The sequence below is a fragment of the Cupriavidus sp. 01L415 genome (genome assembly GCF_056400065.1).
Window position 1 is genome coordinate 1 of record NZ_JBFTSP010000032.1, and the last position, 21,439, is coordinate 21,439.

The 21,439-nt window shown below is 64.1% G+C and carries 16 protein-coding genes and 2 pseudogenes; 8 read left to right on the plus strand and 10 right to left on the minus strand.

Annotated elements, in window-relative coordinates:
• A pseudogene (locus AC1DOX_RS26765) lies at window positions 1-70 on the plus strand (IS200/IS605 family transposase); the annotation flags it as partial.
• Window positions 71-739: 669 nt separating this feature from the next.
• The gene (locus tag AC1DOX_RS26770; protein ID WP_441622789.1) at window positions 740-2,296 is read left to right on the plus strand and encodes a methyl-accepting chemotaxis protein; all 1,557 of its coding nucleotides are present in this window, start codon (window positions 740-742) and stop codon (window positions 2,294-2,296) included.
• A 431-nt stretch (window positions 2,297-2,727) separates the two neighbouring features.
• On the opposite strand, the pseudogene AC1DOX_RS26775 reads toward AC1DOX_RS26770, so the two are convergent.
• Window positions 2,728-3,179: pseudogene (locus tag AC1DOX_RS26775) on the minus strand (aromatic ring-hydroxylating dioxygenase subunit alpha); the annotation flags it as partial.
• A 179-nt stretch (window positions 3,180-3,358) separates the two neighbouring features.
• On the opposite strand from AC1DOX_RS26775, the gene AC1DOX_RS26780 reads away from it, so the two are divergent.
• The 6 genes from AC1DOX_RS26780 to AC1DOX_RS26805 all read left to right on the plus strand — a co-directional run bounded on the left by AC1DOX_RS26780 (window position 3,359) and on the right by AC1DOX_RS26805 (window position 11,416).
• Window positions 3,359-4,501: a VOC family protein gene (locus AC1DOX_RS26780; RefSeq protein WP_441622791.1), complete on the plus strand. Its 1,143-nt coding sequence runs from the start codon at window positions 3,359-3,361 to the stop codon at window positions 4,499-4,501.
• Window positions 4,502-4,549: 48 nt separating this feature from the next.
• Window positions 4,550-5,506 (plus strand): fumarylacetoacetate hydrolase family protein, encoded by a 957-nt coding sequence (locus tag AC1DOX_RS26785; protein WP_441622793.1) that lies wholly within the window; start codon window positions 4,550-4,552, stop codon window positions 5,504-5,506.
• On the plus strand, window positions 5,503-6,525 hold the full coding sequence (locus tag AC1DOX_RS26790) for an alcohol dehydrogenase catalytic domain-containing protein (protein WP_441622795.1): 1,023 nt from the start codon (window positions 5,503-5,505) through the stop codon (window positions 6,523-6,525). The genes AC1DOX_RS26785 and AC1DOX_RS26790 overlap by 4 nt, the downstream gene beginning before the upstream one ends.
• 29 nt (window positions 6,526-6,554) lie before the next feature.
• The gene (locus tag AC1DOX_RS26795; protein ID WP_441622877.1) at window positions 6,555-8,483 is read left to right on the plus strand and encodes an acyl-CoA synthetase; all 1,929 of its coding nucleotides are present in this window, start codon (window positions 6,555-6,557) and stop codon (window positions 8,481-8,483) included.
• Window positions 8,484-8,517: 34 nt separating this feature from the next.
• Complete coding sequence (locus AC1DOX_RS26800) at window positions 8,518-10,173, plus strand: bifunctional 3-(3-hydroxy-phenyl)propionate/3-hydroxycinnamic acid hydroxylase (protein ID WP_441622797.1); 1,656 nt, start codon at window positions 8,518-8,520, stop codon at window positions 10,171-10,173.
• A 70-nt stretch (window positions 10,174-10,243) separates the two neighbouring features.
• Complete coding sequence (locus AC1DOX_RS26805; RefSeq protein WP_441622799.1) at window positions 10,244-11,416, plus strand: porin; 1,173 nt, start codon at window positions 10,244-10,246, stop codon at window positions 11,414-11,416.
• A 554-nt stretch (window positions 11,417-11,970) separates the two neighbouring features.
• On the opposite strand, the gene AC1DOX_RS26810 is transcribed toward AC1DOX_RS26805, so the two are convergent.
• The 9 genes from AC1DOX_RS26810 to AC1DOX_RS26850 form a co-directional block, all read right to left on the minus strand.
• Complete coding sequence (locus tag AC1DOX_RS26810; protein WP_441622801.1) at window positions 11,971-12,963, minus strand: Bug family tripartite tricarboxylate transporter substrate binding protein; 993 nt, start codon at window positions 12,961-12,963, stop codon at window positions 11,971-11,973.
• A 53-nt stretch (window positions 12,964-13,016) separates the two neighbouring features.
• A complete protein-coding gene (locus AC1DOX_RS26815; RefSeq protein WP_441622803.1) occupies window positions 13,017-13,778 on the minus strand; it encodes a cupin domain-containing protein in 762 nt (253 codons plus the stop codon).
• A gap of 37 nt (window positions 13,779-13,815) precedes the next feature.
• Complete coding sequence (locus AC1DOX_RS26820; protein ID WP_441622805.1) at window positions 13,816-14,631, minus strand: GntR family transcriptional regulator; 816 nt, start codon at window positions 14,629-14,631, stop codon at window positions 13,816-13,818.
• Entirely contained in the window at window positions 14,628-16,418 is a 1,791-nt protein-coding gene (locus tag AC1DOX_RS26825; protein ID WP_441622807.1) for an acyclic terpene utilization AtuA family protein, read from the minus strand. Before AC1DOX_RS26825 ends, AC1DOX_RS26820 begins: the two co-directional genes overlap by 4 nt.
• Window positions 16,419-16,428: 10 nt before the next feature.
• Window positions 16,429-17,196 (minus strand): enoyl-CoA hydratase/isomerase family protein, encoded by a 768-nt coding sequence (locus AC1DOX_RS26830; protein WP_441622809.1) that lies wholly within the window; start codon window positions 17,194-17,196, stop codon window positions 16,429-16,431.
• Window positions 17,189-18,442 carry a CaiB/BaiF CoA transferase family protein gene (locus AC1DOX_RS26835; RefSeq protein WP_477101585.1) on the minus strand — a complete coding sequence of 418 codons (1,254 nt, stop codon included), beginning with the start codon at window positions 18,440-18,442 and terminating at the stop codon, window positions 17,189-17,191. Before AC1DOX_RS26835 ends, AC1DOX_RS26830 begins: the two co-directional genes overlap by 8 nt.
• A gap of 98 nt (window positions 18,443-18,540) precedes the next feature.
• Window positions 18,541-19,641: an SMP-30/gluconolactonase/LRE family protein gene (locus AC1DOX_RS26840; RefSeq protein ID WP_477101581.1), complete on the minus strand. Its 1,101-nt coding sequence runs from the start codon at window positions 19,639-19,641 to the stop codon at window positions 18,541-18,543.
• A gap of 144 nt (window positions 19,642-19,785) precedes the next feature.
• Window positions 19,786-20,334, minus strand: a complete 549-nt coding sequence (locus tag AC1DOX_RS26845; RefSeq protein WP_441622813.1) for a 2,4'-dihydroxyacetophenone dioxygenase family protein — start codon at window positions 20,332-20,334, stop codon at window positions 19,786-19,788.
• 271 nt (window positions 20,335-20,605) lie between these two features.
• Entirely contained in the window at window positions 20,606-21,439 is an 834-nt protein-coding gene (locus AC1DOX_RS26850) for a GntR family transcriptional regulator (RefSeq protein WP_441622815.1), read from the minus strand.

Sequence of the window (21,439 nt, forward strand, 5' to 3'; positions counted from 1 at the left end):
CGGTAGCTGTGGTGGTGCACCCATTGAAATCATCCGCCAGTACATTGAGCAACAGCAAACGCCACACTGACCGCCCCAAAGGACGCCTGCGGCGTCCGCGCTATCCTTCCCCGGCCTGAAGGCCGAGGCTTGCCGCGCACTCTGGTCAGTATCCCGGGGACTAATGCGCGCAGCGCCGATGTATGCCCGGGCGACTCGCGTACCCGACCCAAAGTCCTTTGGACGAAGGCGAGAATTCCTCCAGTACCTTCACCAATAGCCCTGAGCGCAGAAATACCTGCGCATGTGCATCGACGGTGTAGGTTATTCCGACTCCGTCAATCGCAGCGGGCACCGCCAACTCAGAACTATTGAGAACACGGCTGCCCACTGGCACGCGTTGGATCTGCCCGTCCCGAATGAACGACCACTCGGATAGCCGGCGCCACAGCTCCGGTGTTGGTTGCCGCAGACAGGGCAAAGCCCCGCAGGCCCCAGGCCTGCGGGGCTTTTGGCTTGCAGCGTGCCGGCCATCAAGGCGGGCCGCCGCCTGCCTGAATGCAACCCGTCCGAAGGGGTGGGATGCATTGCATTTGCGCCCGGTCAAGTTGAAGCGATGTTCGCCGCGGACCACCTCCGCGTGGCGTGACCCATCGGGAATACTGCCGCGCGGTCCTGGGATGCGAGGCCGGGCCGGAAATCAAGTGCGAATTTCCAAGCAAAGTTGGAGCCGAGGTTGCATCAGGACAGACAACGAGCCATGAGAGTGAATCTGCCGGTCACAGACAAAGAGTACGAACTGCCATCGGGCGAGGTCATCATCACCAGGACCGATGTGCGGGGCAATATCGAATACGCCAATCAAGCGTTCTTCCGCAGCAGCGGCTACGACCGTGCCGAGATCATGGGCCAGCCGCAGAACATCGTCCGTCACCCCGACATGCCGGCGGCCGCGTTTGCCGATATGTGGGCAGCCATCCGTGCCGGCACACCGTGGACCGGCGTGGTGAAGAACCGCCGCAAGGACGGCGGCTTTTACTGGGTGCTGGCCAATGTCACGCCGATCTTCCAGGACGGCAAGCCCTCGGGCTACCTGTCGGTGCGGATCAAGCCCGCCCGGGCACAGATTGCCGCCGCAACCCGCCTTTACGCCGACCTGCAACGCGGGGCGCGCTCCCGCTGGCGTTTGTCTGGCGGCGAGGCTTTCCGCAAGGGCGCCGCGGGTGTCATCCAGCACATGCTGCGGCTGCCCGTGGTGGCGCGCCTGCTGGCGGTCCAGTTCGCGCAGATCGCGTTGATCCTGATGGCGGCTTCGGGTGCGACGCTCTGGTCGGCTCCGCCTGCCGTCACCTGGGCGCTGGCCGGGGCGGCCACGGCAATGTGCGGCGCGGCCGCTTGCTATCTCGTGCTGAACTTGCTCCGGCCGCTGATGGGCCTGAACCGGAGCGCGCTGGCCGTGCTGTCCGGGCAGTTGCAGCACCGGTTTCCCGAGTGCGGGGACGCACAGACGCGTCTGCTTGGCCGCTTCCTGAACCAGATGAATGCGCGCCTGGTGGGCGTGCTGCTGGATACGCGGACGTCGATTGCCGGCGTGTGGCAGTCTTCCGTCGGACTGGCAAGCGGCAATGCCGACCTGTCCGAGCGGACCGAGCAGCAGGCCAGCGCCATCGAAGAAACCACCGCCACGCTCGCGCAGATCACGGAAACCGCCCGGCAGAATGCGAGCGATGCCGAACAGGCCCACCAGGAAGGGCGCCGTACCGCCGAGTCAGCTTGCGCTGCCGCCGGCGGGGTGCGCCGCTCGGCCACGATGATGGAGCAACTGAGCACCCAGTCGCGCAAGATTGCCGAGATCACCTCGGTCATCGACGACATCGCCATCCAGACCAACCTGCTGGCCCTGAACGCCGCGGTGGAGGCGGCGCGCGCCGGCCAGCACGGGCGCGGCTTCGCGGTGGTGGCGGGCGAGGTGCGCACGCTGGCCCAGCGGGCCGCGGCGGCTGCCAGGCAGATCAAGGCGCTGATCGAGAACTCGCTCGAAGTGGTGGAGGCCAGCACCGAGGCTGCGGTCAGTGCCGGCAGCGAAATGGACCGTGTCGAGCAATCCGTCTCAGCGCTGACACGGACGATCTCGGCGATTGCCAATGCCAGCAGGGGGCAGAGCGTTGAGATCGAGCAGACCAGCACGGCAATCGAGCAGATCACGCAGATCACGCAGATGAACGCAGCACTGGTCGAAGAGTCTGCCGCGGCGGCAATGGGGCTGAAGCAGCAGGCCCAGGCGTTGGAAGACGCGGTGAACGTCCTTGCGAGCTAGGCGGCATGGGTTCGGCAGCGCCTGTTGCGGGCTGCCGTGGCCTGAACGGCTGGCTGAAGTACTCCGATCACGTGACAGGCGGGGGCACCCGCCGCGAGGGACGGAGCGCAGGGAATCCGAAGTCTTGTGTGGTGATGTCGCGGCGCGACGGCGTGCGTTTGCGGGGTACGTGCGCCTGAGTTGAGCGCTTTGACGTCAGGAGCCCTGGTGCTCCTCCCGGGGGCATCTCCGGCGGCATGGGGACGAGGATTCGGCGTGACGGGTGGTGCCGGCATCTCTATCGCTGGGCTGGCCTACCGACGCCAGGCAGTAAAAAAACCCGGAGAGCTATCTGGCTTTCCGGGTTTTCCATGCCTCCCCGGGGGAAGCCGGGCGGCTGCTTCCAAAGTGCAACCGCAATCTCGACACCCTAGTCCCCGTTGGCCTCGCCGTCAGGTCGTGTCGCCCACCTCGCGGATCGGGGGCACGGCGCGGCCGCCGCAGTTGCGCGGCAGGTCTCGCAATTCGTTGATGACCGGAAATACCTCGTGATTCCAGTCTGCCCGTACTTGTCGTGGGCCTCTTGCTCGCGCGCGACGATCCAGCGGTCCTCCTTGAAGATGCGTTCTGTGAACCAGACCAGCAGCGGCCATGCCAGGTCCAGTGCAAACGGCATGCCGGGCTTGCGGATTGGAAGCAGGCGGATCGCCGTTCTTCTTGCTGGCGCCAAACACCAGCCCTCGCCCACAGGTTGCTTGCCTTCCGTGCGTGCGAACGTGTAGTCCACTTCCACCCAGTCCACGCCGCGACGGCGGCCCAGCGAGCGCGCGCGCATCTGCCTCCCGGTGTAGGAACTGGTGATGTCCTTCAGGTTCTCGTGCATGAAGGAGTAGTGGCACTTGACATGAACAGGAGCGCCCCACGTGGGCCGAAGCGAATCTCGTCGAATGACGTACGCGTCGCAAACCGGTGCGAACGAGCGCCGGCTCGTTCTTTTCATATTGACTAATAAGTCATGATGACGATAATGTCGTGAAAACAACGGACGCCACCTACAGCGGCGCCGGCCATATAGGAGACGTCATGACCCGCTCGCCCCGCTGCGTGCTGCGCACACCGCCGGCTTTTCCCGAAAGCGCGCTGCCTGCCTTCGTCCAGAAGCTCGACCGGCCCGAAGCTCTGGTCAAGGCCCAGGCGCTCGCCTTCCTGATGTTCGAGAAGCGCGACCTGCGCGCGACGGAGACGTTCCTCACGGATTTCGGCATGCGCCGCGTGTCGCGCACCGCCAGCCGGCTGTTGATGCGCGGCGCCGGCCCCCAACCATGCCAGTTGCTGGCGACGCAGGGCCGCCGCTCGCGCTATCTCGGTGCGGCCTTTTCGGTGCGCAGCGAGGCCGACCTGGCCCGCCTCGAGGCCAACGCGAATGCACGCCGCCTCCCGGCCGACGAGATTCCGGGTGGCGGCGCCGGCGTTGAACTGACAGACCCCGCTGGGAACTTGCTGTGGCTGGTAACCGGCCAGCAGCCGTGCGATCCGCTGCCATTGCGGGAGCCGCTGCATTCGATCACCAACGACCCGGGACAGCTTCGGCGGGTGAACGCTACGGTCCGGCCGCCGCTGGAGCCCGCAGCCGTGGTCAAGCTCGGCCACGTCGTGCTCCAGACAGTCGACTTTCCCGGCATGGCGCGATGGTATATGCGTCATCTCGGCCTGATCCCGACCGATGTCCAGTATCTGGAGGACGGGTCGCCCAATCTTTGCTTCTTCCGCCTGGACCTCGGCGGCACGCCAGCGGACCATCACGCCTTCGTGCTCGCCGGCGGCATCGAGGAGAAATACGAGCACAGCGCATACGAGGTGCTCGACCTCGACGCGCTCGGCCAGGGCCACAACGTACTGCGCGCGAACGGCCACCGCCATATGTGGGGTATTGGGCGCCATGTGCTCGGCAGCCAGCTGTTCGATTACTGGTTCGATCCAGACGGCATGGAATTCGAGCACTACGCCGACGGCGATGTCTTCACCGCCGACCGGGAAACCCACTACGCGCCGCTGGAAATGTCCGGCATCTGGGCGTGGGGCGACGATGTCCCCGCCAGCATGGGCGTCAAGCGCAATCTCGCCACGGTGTTCACGGTTGCGCGACTGCTGCGCACCGGTCGGCTCTCGGCCGCGCGGCTGAAGCTGCTTGGCCGCGCGATGACCCAGGCGCGGCCCTGGCTCTGAGCCTGCGCTAGCGCTTCAGTACGATCCCCCTCACGTCAAGGAAAGCAAATGTCCGTCAAAGTCGTCCGATATATCCACGGCGGCGAGCCAGGCTGGGGCGTGGTCCACGACCGCCGCATCGCACCCCTGTCTTGCGGCTCTACCAGCACCGCCGACTTCGTCGCGAACGGCCTCGAAGCCGCATGGCGCAGCACCCCCGACCAGGCCGCGCTGCCGCTCGACGCCGTCACGCTGCTGCCGCCGGTCACGTCTGACCGCCAGTTCCTGTGCCAGGGCATCAACTACGCCAGCCATGTGCGTGAGTCAGGCATGGACCCCGACAAGATCGGCTTCAACACCCTGTTCACCAAGGCCCCGTCATGCCTTGCCCCCGCCGACGCCGACGTGGTGCGGCCGGCGCATGTGCGCCTGCTCGACTACGAAATCGAGCTCGGTCTGGTGGTGCGGAAGCCGCTGAGCGGAGCGGTCCACATCGGGCCGGACCAGCTGCACGAGTTCCTCGCTGGCGTGACCATCGTCAACGACATATCGGCGCGCGACGTCCAGCTGCCGCAGGCCCAGTTCTACAAGGGCAAGAGCTACCGCGGCTTCGGCCCGGTCGGGCCCTTCCTGGTGCTGCTGAACGCCGAGGAATGGCGCCGCTGGCCCGAGTTCCATATGCAGCTGCACGTTAATGGGCAGCCCCGCCAGGATGCCTATTGCGGCGACATGATATTCAAGCCGCACCAGACGCTTACCGAGCTGTCCGCCCTGCACGACCTGCAAGCAGGCGATCTGATCGCCACCGGCACGCCGGCTGGCTGCGCCGCGCGTGCGCCTGGCAAGTTGGCGATGTGGGTGTTCCGGCACGTGCTGTCCGAGAGCGCGAAGTGGCGCGTCTTCATCAAGAAGGGCCTGTCGAACCCGGCTTATCTGCGACCGGGCGACATCATGACCGCTTCGATCCGCACCGACGACGGCGCCATCGATCTGGGCGAGCAGCGCAATCGGGTGGTGGCGTCATGAGCCAGAGCTATGTCGCGGCCATCGACGGCTTTGGCGATGCATTCGCGTTGCGGCTGCGTCCGGCGTCCTGCCCGCAGCCGGGCCAAGGCGAGATCGCGGTGCAAGTGAACGCGGCTGCGGTCAATCCCATCGATGTGCGCCGTCGCGGCGGTTACGGCCGCAGACTTTTCTCGCTCATGGGCGCAGCGCGCATGCCGCTCGTGCTCGGTAACGATTTTGTCGGGACGGTTTTCGCGGTGGGTCGAGGTGTGACCGGGCTGCGCGAAGGCGATGCCGTGTTCGGCGCCAAGCCGCCATCGAGTGCAGGCACGCATGCCACCCATGTCACCATGCGCGCCGAGCACGCTCGCCTGAGGCCGTCGTCCGTCCCGGCCGCCGCTCTGGCGACGCTACCGTACAACTTCTTGACTGTGACGCAGGCGTTCGCCGACGCCGGGATCTGCCGCGAGACCGTGAATGGGCGTCCCGTGCTTGTGCACGGCGCGACCGGTGGCCTGGGCCAGATCGCGGTCTGGTTGCTGCACAGGCTGGGAGCGAGCGTTACCGCCGTCGGCGGAAGTAAAGGGCTTGATGCCTGCCTTGTCGCTGGCGCCGCCGAAGTCGTCGATCGCCACCGCCAATCGCTGGCGAGTCTACCCCGGCATTTCGCCGCCACCCTGAATTTCGCTACATGGGACGACGAAGCGGAGCTGCTGCAACTGCTGACGCCCGACGCGGCCGGCCACGCGACGACGGTGCATCCATTGCTCGGCAACTTCGACCGGCTGGGACTGCTCAGAGGCGGCGCTGCCACACTGATTGGCAAGCGTGGCAAACGCGGCCTGATACCGAATTGTGTGCGCTATGGGTGGACGACCTTCCGCCCGAACCCTTCGGCCTTGCAGGCGCTGGCCGATTGCGCGGCGGCGCTCGCCCCGCCTGCAGTGAAGACTTTTACGCTCAGCCAGGCCGGGCAGGCGTACCTGCACGTCGAGCAAGGCCAGCCCCGGAGGGCCGTCCTGCTGCCAGGCCAACTTTAAGAAAACAGTGCCACAACAAGGAGACAAGCATGCCCGATACCACACAGGGCCGCGGGACACGTACCGGCGGCATCCGGACTCAGGCCGATATCGACGACTTCGAACGCACGCCCTGGCGGGACAAGGTGCCCGCGCAGAACACTTACGAACTGCTGTGCCGCGGCTGCGACTGTCATCCGGACAAAACTGCGCTGCGCTTTGTCACGACCGGGGATGTTGACGCGCCAGAGTTTGTCGTCGATTACACAACCCTCAAGGCGCGCGTGACGCAAGCCGCCAACGCCTTCCACCGCGCCGGCATTACAACCGGTACGGCGGTGACGTTGCTGCTGCCCAATCTGCCACAGACCCACTACGCCTTGCTCGGCGCGCAAGCTGCCGGCATCGCCAGCCCAATCAACCCGATGCTGGAGGTCGACTATATCGCGGCCATCGTCGACGAGACAGGGGCACAAGCGCTGGTCGCCTGCGCCCCTGTCTCTGACAGCGCGCTCTGGGACAAAGCTGTCGCCGTGGCCGACCGTTGCCCCTCAGTACGGACCTTGTTCGTCGTCAGCACTGCACCTTATCTTCCTGCCGCGGAGCGTGCGCGTGCTGACGCGGCCTTCGCCACCGCGTCAAGGCCATGCCGCGCGGACCTCAAGATGGTCGACTTCGACAAAGCGCTGGCGGTCGAACCGTCGGACTCACTGATCTCGAAGCGCCGCATCCTGGCGACTGACATCTGCTCGTATTTCCATACCGGCGGCACTACCGGCCTGCCCAAAGTCGCGACGCACACGCATCTCAACGAGGCCTTCGTCGCGTCGATGCTCAAGGCGCTGATCCCGTCGCCAAACACGATCTTGTGCGGCCTCCCGCTGTTCCATGTGAACGGTGCGATGATCACCGGCCTTGCCGCGTTCCACGGCGGCTGGGAGGTCGTGATGCTTACGCCCGCAGGCTATCGGGGCCACGCCGTGATGCCGAACTTCTGGAAGCTGGTCGAACGGTTCCGCGCCACCAGCTTCAGCGGCGTGCCGACGATCTACGCCGCGCTAGCCGATCTTCCGCGGGAAGGCGCCGACATTGCCTCGTTGCGCTTCGCCTTTTGCGGCGCCGCGCCGCTGCCGGCCGAGGTCGCGCGGCGCTTCGAAACCGCCGCCGGCATTCCGCTGTATGAGGGCTACGGTCTGACCGAAGGCGCGTGCGTCTCGGCCCTCAATCTGCCGCAGGGCGAACGTCGCCTCGGCACGGTCGGCCTGCGCCTTCCGCACCAGGCAATCGGCGTCTGGAAGGTCGACGGCTCCGGCCACGCCACCGAGCCGTGCGCGCCCGGCGAAGCCGGCGTCATCGGCATCAACGGCCCGAATGTGTTTCCCGGCTATTTGCGCGAGCAAGACAATCGCGGAATCTGGCTCAATCCGGGATGGCTCAATACCGGCGACCTCGGCTATCTCGATTCCGATGGCTATCTGCATCTGAGCGGCCGTGCCAAGGAGCTGATCATCCGCGGCGGCCACAACATCGATCCGGCGATGATCGAAGACGCGCTGCAGCAGCATCCGGCCGTGGCAATGGCGGCCGCGGTCGGCCAGCCGGATGCGCACACCGGGGAATTGCCAGTCGCCTACGTCACGCTCAAGCCAGGCTTCACCGCGACTGCCTACGAACTGCTGGCGGGCGCGCGCAACCTCGTGCCAGAACGCGCTGCAGTGCCAGTACGCATCGACATCCTGCAGGAAATGCCACTGACCTCCGTCGGCAAGGTGGCGCGGGCCGAGCTTCGTATGCGCGCTGCCGAGCAAGTCTTCCGAGAGATCCTGGCGCAGGCCGGCACGGCGGCCAGCGTGCGCGTGGGGCCGGATATCCGGTGCGGCACAGTTGCCTTCGTCCAATGCACTGCCGCGGACGTGGAGCGCGTGCAGGATCTGCTTGGACAATTCCCGTTCTCCCTCGACTTCAGCGGCACGGCGTGATGCGCAGTACCCCTTCCCATAGAGGAACCCGCTTATGAACACGACAATGCCCGAGCAGGTCGACGTCCTTCTGGTGGGCCTGGGTCCGGTCGGCGCCACCGCGGCCAACCTGTTGGGACGCTACGGCGTCCGCACCTTGGCCATCGACAAGGCCGCAGACATTTTCACCGCGCCCAGGGCCATCGTGCTCGACAACGAAGCATTGCGCATCCTGCAGATGGCAGGGGTCGAGGAAGGTGCGTTTGATACGCTGGCCATTGCCAAGGTGCAGATGCATTCACCGCTGTTCGGGAAATACGCGCGTGCCAACACAGCAGGCACCATTGACGGTCACCCGCAACTGGTCACGTTCTATCAGCCAGATCTCGAACGCGCCTTGCGTGCCCGCTTGAGCCTCTATCCCTGCGTGAGCATCGCTCTGGGCGCCGATCTCACCGGTTTCGACGACGACGGCGAAGCGGTGCGGTGCACGGTGTGTCTTCCCGGCGGTGACACGGCCACCGTGCGCGCGCGCTATATCGTGGGCGCGGATGGTGCCAACTCTTTCGTGCGGCGGCACGCCGGTCTTGCCTTCGAAGGCAAGACTTTCACGCAGGACTGGCTGATCATCGACGCCCTGAATGTGCCCAATCCGATCGACCATGTCGAATTCTTGTGTGACCCGCGCCGGCCTACGCCGCACATGGTTGCCCCAGGCGGCAGGCAACGCTGGGAGTTCATGTTGCAGCCTGGCGAGACGCGCGAACAGATGGAATCGCCGGAAAAGATCCGCGAACTGCTCGTCCCATGGTGCAAACCGGAGGACCTCACGATCGAGCGCACCGCAGTCTACCGCTTCCACGCGCGCATCGTCGATCGGTTCTCCAAGGGCCGGGCCTTCCTGGTGGGCGACGCCGCGCATATCACGCCGCCATTCGTCGGCCAGGGGCTCGTGGCCGGGCTGCGCGACGTGGCCAACCTGTGCTGGAAGCTCGCATGGGTCGTGCAGGGCAGGGCGACGCCCGCGATTCTTGAAACCTACGATACCGAGCGGCGCCCGCACGCCCGCTCCATCATCAATCTGGCGCTCCTGATGGGCCGGCTGGTAATGCCGCGCAACAGGCTGGCGGCATTCGCTGTCCATGGTGCGATGGCGCTGATGCAGCGCATGCCGTGGGCACGAGCCTTCTTCGAGGACCTGAAGATCAAGCCTCCCGCGCGTTTCAGGCGCGGCCTGTTTCAACGCGGCAAGACGCGCGCGAGGCTGGTGCGCGGCGGGCTGCTGCCGCAAGGGCTTGTGCGACGCGGGCCGGGCGCACCCATCGTGCCGAGCGACGATGCGCTCGGGGCGCGGCTTGTGCTGGCGGGATTCGGCTGCGATCCCGCGCCGCTGCTGGACCGTAGCCTTCTGGCGGCATGGCGAGAGGCGGGCGGCGCCATCCTGCAGATGCGCCATTGCGGGCAAGGCGAGCATGGGCCGCAGCAGGCGCACGAACGGCAGGACGGAGATTCCTGGGAGGACATGTCGGACCAGCTTATCCCGGGCGCCGCACCCGTCGGCTGGATCGCCGTCGTGCGTCCCGACCGCACGGTGCTGCACGACGGCCCGCTCGAAGCCGTCGACGACATCGTCCGAGAGTCGCTTGCAATGCTGGGAGTGGGCGGCCCGCTGCTGGAAGGCTTGCCTCCCGCGTTACGGGCCTTCGGCTGACATCGGCTTGCCTGAGCACGCGGGCTCCGGCTATCAACGCGCGACAACTATTACAACGGGAGACAAGACGGTGAAAATTCGTTCAATCATGTCCACAGTATTCACGCTAGGTGCAGTGCCTGCATCGGCGCAGTCCAGTGTTACGCTATACGGCGTAGTTGATACCAACGTCGAATATGTCAATCGGGTCGGATCGGTCCCGTTGCCGACGAACCTTTACAACTCAGGGCAAGGACATAGCGTAGTACGCATGAACTCCGGTGGCGTTGCTGGCTCACGTTGGGGTCTACGGGGAGAGGAGGATCTGGGGGCGGGGATGAAGTCGCTTTTCGTATTGGAGGGCGGGTTCCAGGCCGATACCGGCGCCTTGGAGATGCCGGGCACACTCTTTGATCGACAGGCGTACGTTGGGCTGCGCAGCAATAGTTTCGGCCAACTGACCTTCGGGCGCCAGTACACGTCTCTCTTTTTGGGATTGGCCAATTTCATGCCTGCGAGCTACGCAGTTCAGTATGAACCGATCGCAGTGATAGCCGGTCAGAATTTCCGGGAGAACAATACAGTCCAGTATGCGGCCGCAGCAGGGCCTGTGACAGCAATTGCCCATTGGTCCTTTGGTGTCGGCGTATCTTTGCCGCCTACCAGTCCGTTTGCACAGCAAGTCATGGTCGGCGGCAATGGCGAGATGCCGGGGCGGTTCCGCGCTGACACTGGGTATGGTGCTGCACTGATCTATATGCCTGGCGCGTTCGGCTTCACAGTGGACTACGATCAGTACAATCCGTCAATCGCTCAGGGCAGTGGTAGCAATAAGCGCGCAGCGGTCGCCGCGAGCTATACGTTCGATGGCAACGCTAAGGTAATGGGTGGCTATCGTTGGGGGCAAAACAAGGATCAGAATGGCTTAACAGTCCTGCGCGATGACTACTACTGGTTGGGCGCGAATTACCAATTGACTCCCGTGGTCGAGCTGACGCTTGAGTATGACTACGAGAACGTCCGGCGTCTGAACGGCAACGCTGCCGTCGCGAATCCTTGGCAACTGATTTTTATGGCGAGATATAGTTTGAGCAAGAGAACGGATCTATATCTGTCCACAGCCTATGCGCGGAACGCCGGATTGATGCTCGAATCATCAGCGTCGGGCTACGGGGCAAGCCTTTTTCTGAATAACAGTTACGCTCCAGGGGTCGGGCAGACATCGATGATCGGCGTTGCCGCAGGAGTCCGCCATATTTTTTGATACGGTTCGACGCTGAGCACCGAAAGCTCCGACTCCCGGCATTGGTCCGAGTCGCTTTTGACTTTTGCCACAGGGTGGCCATGCCGAAGCGGCGTACCTATCCCTTACGCCAAGCTGAGCCTGGGTGCAGGCCTGTACCGATGTGCACCCGATGTAAGTGCCCGAGTGTTCGGGTGATCGAAAGAAGGAAGCTATTGCGATAAGCGGTCTTGAACTAAACCGCTGACGCGGTAGGGGTCGTCAGCCGGCGCCGGCAGCGCCGATATCACGTTGGAGACCGGTTTCCCTCGAGTGGGACGATGGCAGCGCAGTTCCTGCTGCCGTCGTCACTTCGAGAGGAGACCATCATGACGGCATTACGTCGGCGCATGACCGAAGACATGCGCGTGCGCAACCAGTGTCATCTCATCGCAGGTTTGCACGGTGCGCCTCTGGCGCTGGCCGTGACAGGTGCCAATCAACTGGATCTGGTGATCTTCGACGTCTTGATCCATGCAATACCAGCACTGCCAGGACTGTCCGGCCTAGTATTCTCGGGCCGCCGAAGGCGCGGGCTATTCCGGCTGGATGCCGGCGGCTTTGATTACCTCTGCCCATTTCGCGGTTTCACTGCGCGCGAACGCCGCCAGCTCTTCCGGCGTCGATGGGGAGGGTTGGCCTCCCGTCTGGCTGAAGTGTTCGGTAGCCGCCGGGCTCGTTAGCCCCTGTCGAATCAGCTGGCTCATACGCGCGACGATCGATTTTGGCGTGGTGGCAGGGAAGAAGGCAGCAACCCAAGCCGTCATCTCGTAGCCTGGCAGGCCGCTTTCCGCCATGGTCGGAACATTGCCGAGTAGAGGATTACGCTTGGATGTGGTCACGGCGACTGCGCGCAGCTTGCCGTTCTGGATCAGGGGCAGAGCTGGATTGATATCGGAAATCATGAAGTCGACCTGGTGGCCCATCAAGTCGGTCAGAGCCTGCGGCACGCCCTTGTAAGGCACATGCAGTGCCGGTGCGCCGCTCGTCATCTTGTAGAGCTCACTGGCGACTCGGGTGGAGGAACTGCCGCTGGCGAAGGTTATCTTGCCCTGCCGGTTTTTCGCCAGTGTGGTCAGGTCTGCCATCGTCTGCACCGGGCTGTCCGATGGCACTACCAAGACCAATCCGCTCTTGGCGATCAACGACACCGGCGCGTAGTCCTTGATGGGATCATAGGGCAGGTTCCTGAACAGGGACGCATTGGCCGCGTGAGTGGTATTTGTCGTGATGAGCATCGTGTAGCCATCTCCGGGCGCTCTCGCGACGGCCGTGGCCGCGATGAATCCGTTGGCACCGGGACGGTTTTCCACGACGACGGACTGGCCGGTCTGGGCAGTGATGGTTCGCGCGATGTAGCGCGCGGTGTTGTCTGTGCCACTGCCTGCGGGGAATGGCACCACGACACGGACCGGTTTGCCCGGATACTCGTTCGGGCTAGCTGCCCACACCAGTTGCGGCGCCGAGCAAGCAGCGGTTAGTCCGGATAGCACGGCGAGCATGCGTCGCCGGGGAAATCGCTGGAACATCTTGTCTCCTCCCGCATCTCGGGATCTGATTGATCTATTTAGTGGAGCTTGCGTCAGGCCAGCGGATCGTGTGCGCGAATGACAATCAGCTCGCGCGTCCCGGGTGCGGGTTCGAGGCTGAGCTCCGCACCGTCGGGAACGTAGACCCATTCCCCAGTCCCAGCGGCGAAGCGCTCCCCTTCGATGCGCCCTTGGATCGTGCCGCTACGCACGAAGAGTACCTGCTCGGTCTCGCCAAGCCTGTGCGGCTCGGCGCCACCATCTGGATCAAAATCGACCATGTAGATGTCGAGAAAACGGGAATCGACGGTCTGGCGTGTGATAACCGGCCTGGCGAGCGCGCCATGGTAGTGCGGCAGCGCGATTGCTTCGGTGCTGGCTGGAACGTCGCGGACATCGGCGGCACCGGCCTGAAGGCGCGGGTCGTCCGGGCCGGTCGCGGTCACAGCTGCGTTCGGGTTTTCGCTGTACGGCGGAGCGTAGACCACCATCACCTGCACCGGTTCGTCGCTGATGACCTCGAAGCGATGGAAGACACCGGCCGCGTTGAAGCTCCAGTCCCCTGCGCGCAAGATGCGCTGCTTTCCGGGTAATTCGCCGATACCCTCGCCGGCGAGTAGGAACGACGCCTGCTCGAGGTCCGGGTGTGCATGCGGCAACGCGCCGTGGCCCCGGGAAATCGTGCCCAGCAGGACCTCAAGCCGGCGCGCGCCAACAGTCTCCTTGCCGATGATGCGCTGGTTCGCCGTTCCCGTGTGGTTGGCCGGTGCGTACGCGGCCACGTCGGTGGCCCTCCGTACAAAGGGTGATGTCATTCCGATGTCTCCTCTCTCGAATGGTGGTCTGTCGCGTTCAGCGCCGGCTGTCGGGGATGGCCAGCGCCGGGTAGTGCTCGGTCAGCTTGGCTGGCATCTCCACCTCCAGGATGAAACGGTCGCCGCGATACCAGAACTGCCCTGCCAGGAGCACATTGCCGTCGACGTCCAGCGTCGATCGGATGATCTTGGCGATTGGCGCGCCGAAGCCATAGGCGAGGTCGCGTGCCAGGATGTAGTCGGCCGGCTCAACCGTCATGGTCTGCTGCATCATGCCTAGGCGGTCGCCTTCGACCTGGCGCAGCAGATGACCGAGCTTGTGGTGTTTTTCACCACCAGGGGGAAAGTGGGCAAAGACCGACGAGGCCACATACATCTCGATCAAGCAGAATGGCGTGCCGCCATGCATATGCAGTTTTCGCACCATCACATAGCTGTCCAGCGGCGTGCCGCGCCGGATCAGGCCCGGCCGCAGCGCCACGCCCTCGCGCATTTCCAGGATGCGGATTTCCAAATCGCTGCCATGGGCCGATTCGTCATTGATGGCGGAGCGCAGCCCTTGTCCGGGTTCTGATGGCTGCCTAGTGACATGCGTGCCACGACCGCGCTGGCTGCTGACCAGCCCCTCTTCCGTCAGCGCGGCAAAGGCCTGGCGCACGGTGACCTTGGCGATCCCATAGGTTTGCGCGAGGCTGTCAACGGTTGGCAACTGCATGCCCACCGGGTACTCGCCCGAAACGATCTTGTGCCGGATGACGCTCGCCAGTTGTCGATATCGCGTCACGCCGCCAGTGCCGTCGTCAGCGAGGATGACGCCGTCGTCGGCAGCTGCGTTGGGCGCATTCCTCGTCATGACAACAGCTCTCGCGGCACGCGCACCGGCATGGTGAGCAGGATCTGCGCCATGCCCTTGCCGAGCGGATCATTTCGCAGCGACGCCATGCCACCGCCATCCAGTGCCGCATCGCAAACAAAGTTCATGGCCTCGAAGCCGGGCAAGTCGTAGCGGGTCACCGGCCCCTTTACAAGATGCCCGAGCCAGTCGGCCACTCGGGCCGCCGTCACTTGGGCCCGCAGCACCGGCAAATACGCCGACTTGCGTGCGATCAGCCCGATGTTTGAGGTATCCCCCTTGTCGCCGCTGCGGCCATAGGCAAGCCGGATCAGCGGAACTTCGACGGTATCGCGTTCTGCCGGGCCCGTGCCCGGCGCTTCCGCGAGTGCAGGCGCCACCGGCGCGACCGGTACCGCCTGATCGCCCGAAGGAACGGCCACGCCGGTGCGTACGCCATCAATTACCACCGTCGGGGCCAGGGCGACCTTGTCGAGCAGGAATGCATACTGGCGAATCGAGGGCGAGGGACTGGAGCGTCCACCAGTAGAGCCTGTCGTGCCCGGCGCCCAGCTTGTCCCCGCCGCGGCAATTTCCCGTGCGAACAGGTCCAGCGCCGCCTTCTCGGGATGCATGACCGCCAGCCGCATCACCGCCTCGCGGGTGTGTCGGACGGTAGCATGTGGTCCAAAGCAGGACTCTGCTCCCAGCACCTCGATCCGGGTGCGACTGTAGTCTCCCCACCCGTTCTCCGCGAAAAGCTGGCGCGTGCGGGCAAGGATCGCCTCCGCCGTGCGTTCCGCCTTGGCGACGGCGTCGACGCCGACGATGGAAAGCTGCGCGTTGCAGCGAAAGCCATCGACATAGGTGGCACAGACTTTGTAGGCATGGCCCGGGGCCCGCCCGCGTGCGCCGCTTACTTCCACCAGGTCCGGTGCGGCCTGCCGAAGGGTTACCTTCGTGAAATCGCAGGTCACGTCTGGTAGCAGGTAGGTGGCCGGATCGCCGATCTCGTAAAGCACCTGCTCGCCGACCGTGGCGGTATTGACCAGTCCCCCGGTGGCGGGCGGCTTGCCAACAAGGAAGGTGCCGTCGGCACGGCACTCGACCACGGGATAGCCGATGTCGTGCCAGTCCGGGACGCTTTCCCAGTCGGTATGCAAGCCGCCCGTGGCCTGGCACCCGCACTCGATGATGTGGCCGGCCAGACTGCCTTGGGACAGGCGGTCATAGTCGTTCGCCTGCCAACCGAACTCGTGCATCAGCACGCCGAGCGTCACGGCACTGTCCACGCAACGTCCGGTGATGACGATCTGGGCGCCCTGGTCCAGCGCCTGTTTGATGGGCAACGCCCCCAGGTACGCGTTGGCGCTGACCACCTTCTCCGGCAGGGGGCGGCTTTTCTGCATGTCCTGCACACCGGCTTCGCGCAGCTGTGGAAGCAGGGGCATCACGTCATCGCCTTCAATCACGGCAATGCGCAGCGTCAGGCCCTGTTCCGCCGCCAGCGCGGCTATGGCCTGCGCACACCCGTGCGGGTTCATGCCACCGGCGTTGCTGACCACGCGGATCCCGTGCGCGGCGATCTCTCCGAGCAGGGCTTTCATTGTCACCGTTACGAAATCGGTGGCGTAACCCAGTTCCGGCTTGCGCAATCGCGCAGCGGCGAGAATCGACATGGTCAATTCGGCCAGGTAGTCGAACACCAGGTAATCGATATCGCCGTGGCGCACAAGCTGCGGTGCGCCGACGCTGCTGTCGCCCCAGAAGCCGGAAGCGCCGCCAATGCGTACCGTTTTCGTGTCCATTCCCATCTCCCTATCTGCCAGTCCACATCGGCTGGCGCTTCTCGCCGAATGCCAGCTGGCCTTCGCGCGCATCCTCGGTCAGTGCAAACAGCCCTATCTGGCTTTCCGTGAACGCCATGGACTGCTCGAACGACATGGTTTCCATATGCTTGAGCGTGTACAGGCCTCGACGGATGGCGGCGGGCGAATTGTTCAGCAGGCGGGTCAGCAGCAAATCCAGCCTGCCGTCGATATCGTCGCTGACATCGTTGACGAGTCCTGCGGCCAGCGCTTCCCTCGCGGACAGTGGCTCGCCGCACAGGCACAATTCGGTGAGCCTGCGGCGTGGCACCAAGTGCTGCAGCACGCTCAGGACCTGCGCCGGGAACAAGCCCAGCTTGACCTCCGGCAGGCCGAAGCGGGCGCCTTCGCTAGCTATCGCCAGATCGCACATCGCCATCAGCCCCATGCCGCCCGCCATGCAGGCGCCGTTGACACGGGCGATCAGCGGCACCGTCGACTGCCTGGCGCAGCGGAACAGGTCGGCCATCCCTTGGTAGGGATCCGCGTAATCGAAGGCAAAGGATTTGCCGGTCTGCAGATCGGCGCCGGCGCAGAACGCCTGCTCGCCCGTTCCGGTAATGACCACAGCGCGGATGTCGGCATCGCGATCGGCGCGCAGGATGCCGTCGCGAAGTCCCTGCACCACCCCCGGCGTGATGGCATTGCGGCGCTCCGGCCGGTTGATGGTCAGGTAGAGTGCTGCGTCCCGGACCTCGCTCAGCAATTCATCATTCATGGGGGCCTTCTCTTTCGGTTCGTTGCGCTCTTGACCCATCCCTGGAGGTGCCTGACGCGAACAGCGCATCGATGGCGTCGTCGTCGTAGCCGGCCTCACGCAGTACCTCACGGCTATGCTCACCCAGGCCGGGTGCATGGCGACGGCGGGCCGGTGGGGTGCCATGCCATTCGCTGGGCACGGCCATCTCCCGGATCCGCCCGACGGCCGGGTGGTCCGATTCGCTGAAGAAACCGATGTCGCGCAGATGGGGATCGTCAAGCAGCGACTCGAACGTGTGCATCGGAAAGACCGGAACATCGGCCTGCTTGAGCAGGGTGCTCCATTCCTCGGTGGTGCGCTTGGCCATTTCGTCGCTAACCATCGCATACAGGTCGGTGATGTTGGCGGTGCGGGTGTTGATGTTGGCGAAGCGCGGATCGGTGTCGTACAACTCCGGCTTACCAATGACCTGGAGGAAGGACCGCCAATGATGATCGTGATAGATCAGGCAGCAGACATGTCCGTCCTTCGTCAGGTACGGGCGCCGCTCAGGCGAAAGCAGGCGCGGATAGCCGAAGCCGCCCTTTGGCGGGACGAAGGTCTCTCCGTACAGGTGGTCTCCCATCACATAGGGAACCATGGTCTCGAACATGGGGACATCAACGCGCTGGCCCTTGCCGGTGCTCGTGCGCGAATACAGGGCGGCACAGATCACGCCGAAAGCATAGAGTCCCACCGAGCGATCCGCGATGGTGATCGGCAGGTATCGGGGACCGTCGCCGCTGCCCAGGGAAACGGCCAGCGGCAGGCCGGTTGCGGCCTGGATCAGGTCATCAAAGGCAGCCTGCGGCGCGTAGCGTCCCCGCTGCGAAAAGCCGAACATGCCGACATAGACCAGGCGCGGATTGATGGTCGACAGCGTTTCATAGTCCAGCCCCAGCCGCTGCATGGCCTGCGGGCGCACGTTGTAGGCCAGCACGTCAGCATCCCGTACCAGGCAAAGCAGGGCCTCCCGCCCCTCGGGCGCTTTCAGGTCAAGCACGATGCTGCGCTTGTTGCGGTTCAGGCCCAGGAAGAGTGGCCCCAGCTTTTCATCGCCGCAGGGACCGATGCCGCGCGTACTGTCTCCAGTCGGAGACTCGACCTTGATCACATCGGCGCCAAGGTCAGCCAGCATCTGGGTGGCAGAGGGCCCCATGAATACTGACGTGATGTCAACGACTTTCACGCCGGCCAGCGGCCCTGTTGCCTGCTCTTTCTTCATATCCGTTTCATCCCGGTGGGGCAATGTATGACGGCTGGCCCGAAGGCTACCGTTGCCTGCCGATTGGCCGCCACATCGCGCTTGCAACAAGACATCGATCATCGGTCGGTCTCCGGTCTGGCTAGCTCTGGTATCCGCTTCTTGATTTTCGAGATGGTGTGGAGCTTCACACCGCGCGCCCACGGCCCATCGATGGTGCGCAGATTTTTGTCCATGAGATGCGCGAGGCCAAGCTCGTCACTGAGCTGCGCAATGGACGTCTCGACATCGAGCGAGAGGTTGGTGACAAGAACGTCGCCGCCATGGAAGACGAGGCTGTTCGACCAAAGAAAGCCGATGGGTGCCCCCTTGCGATCGATGCCGCCGAAGTCGCCGAGCTTGGCAATCACTTGTCCCTGCTTCGGCTCGATCACCAGAATCTCGTTGGACTGGTTGCACGCGATCCAGAGGTTGTCGTGCTCGTCGATGATCAGACCGTCGGGTCCGCCGCCAATCCGGTTGACGAAGACTTCAGGTGTGCCGGGCTCGAGCGTCGAGCCGGTCACCGGTATCCTGACAACAATATCGTTCGCCGTATTGGCGACGAACAAGGCCGTCCTCTTGTTATTGAACGCCAGTCCATTGGCGCCGATGGTCGGTGGTATCCGCGTGGGCTTCAGCAGCGCGCTGGTGACCCATGCAGACGCTTCGCCGCCGTCGGGTCCGACTTTCCAGATGATTCCCTGGTGGGCGTCGGTCACATAGACGTTTCCGGCGGGGTCGAACGTCATCCCGTCGAGGCCGGGGTTCTTGCCGGTGACCGTCATGAATATGGAAGAGGCACCCGTCCGCGGGTCGACGCTCAGGACCTTCGCGCCCAGGTAGTCGACAACGAGCAACTGGCCCGTCCGAGGCTGGAAGCCGAGGTCAAGTAACAATCTGCTTGAGCCCTTGATGCTGACAGTGCGCAGGTGCTTGCCCTGCGGGTCGAACACAAGAAGCGTCCCCTCGCTCGTCCTGGGCTTATTCGCCGCCACCGTGACCACGTAGACGTTGCCCTCGCGGTCCACGGTGATCCCCTCGGGATGCGCCTCACCCGGGGGCAAAGTGGCGAATGTCTCAACCTTGCCGCGCTCCCAGGCTCCTGCGGCTAGCGGCGTCGCCAGCAACACCAGCAAAATCAGCACGGGCAGTATCGGCATCCTCTTGGCTTGGATCATTCTCATGTTGCACTCGCTCAATCTCGCGGATTGATGGGTCGTCACTGATTGATCTGATCGGTGTCGTGCACGCTGCTCTATAAGGAGCAGAGGAACGGGCACCGCGCAGGCCGACGAGCGGCCTGCCATGGTGTAAGTCGCGTTTTATCCCTCGGTAACGTCGTTGCCGTTGCCGCGGACGTAGGGCACTGGACCAATGCCGCGCGCCGCCGCGAGAGTCTGGATCGCGTACTGGATCGAGAGCGCGTCATTGAGCGAGTGGAACGTGCCGTCCTCGTTGAAGCTCACTTGCGCGCCTTCGATCCAGGCGATGGTGATCGTGTCCTCGGTGTTGTCCTCGGGGGTGTAGAAGGTGTGCACCGAGCCGCCGGGCTCGTACAGGTAGGAGCCCGCCGTCTGCGGCTGGTCGGGGTACTCGCGATACTTCCAGCAGCCCTGGATCGTCCACACCTGCGCCGTACCGGTGTGGTAGTGAATCGGCAGGGAACAACCAGGTTCCACGATGGCCATGAAGACCCACTCTCCGCGCTCCGGGTCGAGGCGCAGCGGCTTGATGTGGATGCCCGGAAAGACATCCTTGATCAGCGGGATCTGCTCGATGTTGACGGTCAGCAGCTTGTCCTGCGGCAGGGCGGGCAGCGGCAGCAGGGCGCCAGTGGACGTGGTGGGCTGCGTGAGAATCCTTGCAGTCATGAGTTGTCTCCATTTAGTAGAGGCTGTGAAACAGTGGAAGAAAGCCGCCCTTTGATGAGACGGACGAGGCACGCCGGTCCGGCGGGAAATCAGAGCTGCGGCGGCAACGCGCCGGAGGAATAGAAGCGTCCAGCGCAACGGTGCAGCCTGGCTAACCGCTGCCAGGCCTGCATGTCACGTGATACTCCTAAAGTTCTAATGTTGGAATGTTAGAGGCTGCGGAAGGTTTTTTCTGCCCCTTGTTTACCCTATGGTCTGAACGAGGACGCCTTTAGCCTTGCTTGCGCTCGCTAGTGTTACGAGCTGCCCGGCGTTGGGGTTCGGTGATGGCGGGCACCGTTTTCAATGCGGACGCGGGGATGTCGATCTCTGAGACGTACCGATCACCCCGATACCAAGTGACGCCTGCGTACAGCACGCTGCCTTTGCCGTCAAGAAGACGCCGCGACATCTTCGCGACGGGTGAGGCGAACGGGATCTTCAGCATATCGCACAGAGGAAAATCCGCCGGCATCACGGTCATGCGTTGTCGCACACGTTTGCTCCGCGAGCCCAGTTCATCGAGCACCGCGGCGAGAAGCTTTTTCTTCTTGGCGGTGTCCTTGGGCAAGGCGTCGAAGACCGGGGCCAACACATAGATCTCCGCGTAGCAGAACGGCTCGCCGGAATAGGTGTGCAGCTTGCGGACACAGACATACTCGCCGTCCGACTGGTCCCCCGGTCCAAGCAGTTCCTGCGGCACCCCAGTGCGGCGCCGGACTTCGAGTAGCTCAAAGGCGAGCGCCTCAGGCGCGGCGAACGGATCGTTGATCGCCAATTCGATGTCGCCAGTGGCGGCGGGCAGGGCAGCCACGTGGGTCCCGATGCCCCGCTGGCTACGAATCAGCCCTTCTTTAGAAAGCAACTCATACGCCTGCCGGACGCTGACGACGGCCACGCCGAGGTCAGCCGCGAGCTGCGTGATCGGCGGCAGCAGCATGCCTAGCGGATACTCGCCCTTTGCGATCCGGTACCTCAGCAACGAAGCCAGCCGCTGATATTGCGCAACGCCCCGTTCAGCCGGCAGCTCCGGCCGTTCAATCCCAATAGTTCGATCGTCCGCCAT